Annotated in this window: 4 protein-coding genes and 1 pseudogene; all 5 read left to right on the top strand. The window is 65.2% G+C overall.

What is annotated here, in order from left to right; translation table 11 throughout:
* Positions 1–40: 40 nt before the first annotated feature.
* Positions 41–1,291 carry a threonine ammonia-lyase gene (locus ACE3O8_RS12985; protein ID WP_374390400.1) on the top strand — a complete coding sequence of 417 codons (1,251 nt, stop codon included), beginning with the start codon at positions 41–43 and terminating at the stop codon, positions 1,289–1,291.
* Between the two features lie 344 nt (positions 1,292–1,635).
* Entirely contained in the window at positions 1,636–2,415 is a 780-nt protein-coding gene (locus ACE3O8_RS12980) for an arginyltransferase (RefSeq protein WP_374390398.1), read from the top strand.
* 27 nt (positions 2,416–2,442) lie between these two features.
* Positions 2,443–3,177: a bifunctional 2-polyprenyl-6-hydroxyphenol methylase/3-demethylubiquinol 3-O-methyltransferase UbiG gene (gene ubiG, locus ACE3O8_RS12975; protein ID WP_374390396.1), complete on the top strand. Its 735-nt coding sequence runs from the start codon at positions 2,443–2,445 to the stop codon at positions 3,175–3,177.
* Between the two features lie 137 nt (positions 3,178–3,314).
* On the top strand, positions 3,315–3,839 hold the full coding sequence (locus tag ACE3O8_RS12970) for a VOC family protein (RefSeq protein WP_374390394.1): 525 nt from the start codon (positions 3,315–3,317) through the stop codon (positions 3,837–3,839).
* Positions 3,836–4,276 (top strand): annotated as a pseudogene (locus ACE3O8_RS12965) (alpha/beta hydrolase); the annotation flags it as partial. The gene ACE3O8_RS12970 and the pseudogene ACE3O8_RS12965, both read left to right, overlap by 4 nt.

The raw sequence follows: 4,276 nt of genomic DNA, 5'->3' as shown, positions 1-4,276 counted from the left end.
GGCGGGGTCTATGCCGCAGCGTCCAACAAAGGGAACAGACATGAACGCCTCGCCTGCAACTGCCAGTCTCGCCGAACCGCTCGCCATCACGCCCGATGATGTGGAGGCCGCCGCGGCGCGCATTGCGGGCCAGATCGTGCGCACCCCCACGCTGGAAAGCCGCACCCTGGGCGAGCTGACGGGCGCGAAAGTCTATCTGAAATTCGAAAATCTCCAGTTCACCGCCGCCTATAAAGAGCGCGGCGCGCTGAACCGGCTGCTGGCGCTCACCCCGGAAGAGCGCAAGCGCGGCGTCATCGGGATGAGCGCGGGCAACCACGCCCAGGGCCTTGCCTATCACGCCCGCCGGCTGGGCATTCCGGCCACCATCGTGATGCCCCGCTTCACCCCCATGGTGAAGGTGCAGCAGACCGAAGGGCATGAAGCCGAAGTGGTGCTGCATGGCGAGAAGCTGGAGGAATCCAGCGCCCACGCCCACATGATCGCGGAACGGCGCGGGCTGGTGTTCGTGCATCCGTTCGATGATCCGCTGGTGATGGCTGGCCAGGGCACGGTCGCGCTGGAAATGTTCCAGGATGCGCCGGATATCGATACGCTCGTGGTGCCGGTCGGCGGCGGCGGGCTGATTTCCGGCTGCGCGGTCGCGGCGTCGAAAATGGCCCCCAGGTGCGATATCGTCGGCGTGCAGGCAGAGCTTTACCCGTCGATGAAGGCCACCCTGATGGGCGAGCCGGTGGTGGCCGATGGCGACACGCTGGCCGAGGGCATCGCGGTGAAGTTCCCCGGCGAGAACACCGTGCCGGTTGTCCGCAAGCTGGTGTCCGATGTGCTGCTGGTGGGCGAACGCGATCTGGAACGCGCCGTTTCCATGCTGCTCTCCATCGAAAAGACGGTGGTCGAAGGCGCGGGCGCGGCGGGCCTCGCCGCGCTTCTGGCCCACCCCCGCCGGTTCCGGGGGCGGACTGTCGGCATGGTGCTGACGGGCGGCAACATCGATACGCGCCTGCTGGCGAACGTGCTGCTGCGCGATCTCGCCCGCAACGGCCGCCTCGCCCGCCTCAGGATCCGGCTGAAGGATCGCCACGGCCAGCTCTATGGCGTGGCGCGCATCTTCGACCAGCAGCAGGTGAACATCCTGGAGGTTTCGCACCACCGCATCTTCACCAACCTTCCGGCCAAGGGCCTGATGACCGAGATCGAGTGCGAAACGCGCGGCGGCGACCATCTGGACCGCCTGATCGAGGCGCTTCGCGGCGCCGGCTATGAAGTGACCAAGGTGGAACTGGGCTGACGGGTCCGGGCGGGATTGATCCGGATTGGCCGCATCTCCCGCCTCGCTGGCTTGCCGGGGCCTGGCTGCTGGCGCTAGCTCCCGTTCGATCAGCGGCGGAAGGGGCCGCACCGGAACAGGCAGGCTCCAGCCGCGTCGGAAACGGCAGGAACCGAAAAGGCAGGGTTAATGGCGGGCGATGCCCCCATTTCCGTGCAGCTTGTCCGTTGCCTCCACTCCACCCAATGTGCATCATCAGCGCGGGAGCGGATGGATGGAGTCGGGAATAATCCTGTCGTGAGGGTGGTCGCTGACATCTTCGGCCGGATCGGGCCTGCTGCGGCTGTCGCCCGGAAGGCTGCGGCATGACCGAACAGCCAACCCGCTTTCCCCGCTTCTTCGTCACCGCCGAAAGCCCCTGCCCCTATCTGCCGGGCCGCACCGAACGGAAGGTGTTCGCCGAACTGCGCGGGCCCGACGCCCAGCGCATGAGCGAGGGGCTGGGCCGCATCGGCTTCCGCCGCAGCCAGAATGTCGTCTATCGCCCCAGCTGCGACGGCTGCACCGCCTGCGTGTCCGTTCGCATCGTCGCCAACCAGTTCGAACCGTCGCAATCCCATCGCCGCCTGCTGAAGCGCAACGCGGATCTGGATGTCGCCGCCTGCGACGCCTGGGCAACGGAAGAGCAGTTCGATCTTCTCCGCCGCTACCTGAAGGATCGCCACCCGCAGGGCGGCATGGCCGGCATGGACGGCTATGATTTCGCGGAAATGATCGAGACGTCGCCGGTGGATACGGTGGTGGTCGAATATCGGGAACCCGCCGTGGACGGCAAGCCGGGCCGCCTGATCGGCGCCTGCCTCACCGACAAGCAGTCCGACGGACTGTCGATGGTTTACAGCTTCTACGACACTGGGCCGGATGCACGCCCCGGTCTCGGCACCTTCATGATCCTCGATCATGTCGTGCGCGCCGCACAGGTCGGCATGCGCTATGTCTATCTTGGCTACTGGGTGAAGGGCAGCCCGCGCATGGACTACAAGCGCCGCTTCAACCCGCTGGAAATGCTTACCCCGCATGGCTGGCGGCTGATGCCCAGGCTGGAAGGCGCGGCCGATCGTCGCCCGCTCGCAGAGGTCGACTGAAGCACCCGGCCGGGCTATCTGTCGCGCATGGAAACGACCACCCGCGATCCCGAGAACGTCGCCCTCTTCGCCACCCTCGCGGCGGACTGGTGGAACCCCGAAGGCTCGTCGCGCCTGCTTCACCGCATCAACCCGGCCCGGCTGGGCTATGTGCGCGAACAGCTGGTCAGCCACTTCGGGCTCGACGCCCGCAACCGTCGCGCGCTCGCCGGCCTGAAGGCGCTGGATATCGGCTGCGGCGCCGGGCTGCTGACCGAACCGCTGGCCCGCATGGGCGCAGAGGTTGAAGGGCTGGACGCCGGGGAGGATGTGATCGCAGCCGCCCGCGCCCATGCCTCGGCCCAAGGGCTCGACATCCGCTACACGGCCGGCGACGTGATCGCGTTCGCCCATGGACGCGAAGCGAGCTACGACTTCATAACCTGTCTTGAAGTTATCGAACATGTAACTGAAATCGAGGAATTTCTATCTTCTCTATCCAATCTCCTGAAGCCCGGCGGCCTGCTGATATTCTCCACCCCGAACCGCACCCCGCTCAGCTGGGCCGTCCTCATCGCCGGCGCCGAGAAGATCGCGAAGCTGATCCCGGAAAGCGGGCATGACTGGCGCAAGTTCGTGACGCCGGATGAACTGACGCAGAAACTGGCGGCTTCGGGCCTGCGGGCAACGCAGATCAGCGGCCTTTCCTGGTCGCCCACACGGGGCTTCCATATCTCCGCAGACGTCAGCATCAACTACATCGGCACCGCAGTCCACGCCTGATCGCCGCTCTCCCCGCCACGACGGTCACCCGAACAGTCGACATCCGCCCCGGAATTTCTTAGTGTCCTAACGAATTCGCATGTTGGCGGACCGCCGGATCCTGCCGCATGCTCCGCCGGCATATGGGGAGAACGGGCATGAGCAACGAACTGAAGGGCATCCACCACTCGGCCTTCCGCTGCCGCGACGCCACCGAAACGCGCGCCTTCTATGAAGGCGTTCTCGGTCTTCCGGTCGCTGCCGCGCTGTTCATCGAGCAGGAGCCTTCGAGCGGCAAGGCGCACCCCTATGTCCATATCTTCTTCGAGCTACCGGACGGCAACTACATCGCCTTCTTCGATGCCCCCAGCAGCGCCCGGCCAGAGCATTTCCAGAAAGCCCATGGCTTCGATCGCCATGTCGCCTTCGAGGCGGACAGCATCGACAAGCTGCACGAATGGAAGGACAGGCTGGAAGCGCAGAATGTCCCGGTCGTCGGGCCTGTCGATCATCACTTCGTCCAGTCCATCTACATGTATGATCCGAACGGGCTTCAGGTGGAAATCACCGCCCGCACCGATCGCCACGATCCGATCATGGCGCATGAAAAGGGCCAGTCGGAAGCAATCCTGGCGGACTGGACGGCCCGGACGGTCGCGGAAAAGGCAAAGCTGTACGCATGAGCAACTTTCAGCGCATCCCGCTTCACATCAGCTTCGACGAGAAGGTCACCGTCCGCTCCACCTATGGCGGCATCGGGGGCATCATCCAGCTTCAGGCGCATCTGCTGAAGCCCGAAACGCCGTCGGACACGCTTGTCGTCTTCATGCATCCCATGGGCGTCATGCACTATCTGCCGATGCTGGTCGGCCTGCCTGCCGCCGGCATCCATTGCCTCAGCGCCGTGTCCCGCTATCCCAACAACGACAGCGCGCTGATCATGGAGAATGTCTGCGCCGATCTCGGCCAGTGGATCCGCCACGCCCGCGAAAAGCTCGGCTACAGCAAGATCGTGCTCGGCGGCTGGTCCGGCGGCGGTTCGCTCAGCCTCTTCTATCAGTCGATGGCTGTCCGCCCGCGCATCAGCGAAACGCCGGCCGGCGATCCGGTCAATCTCGAA

Origin of the sequence: Sandaracinobacter sp., from assembly GCF_041909755.1 — a bacterium.
Lineage (GTDB): Bacteria > Pseudomonadota > Alphaproteobacteria > Sphingomonadales > Sphingomonadaceae > Sandaracinobacteroides.
This window is presented reverse-complemented; position numbering and strand designations above follow the sequence as displayed.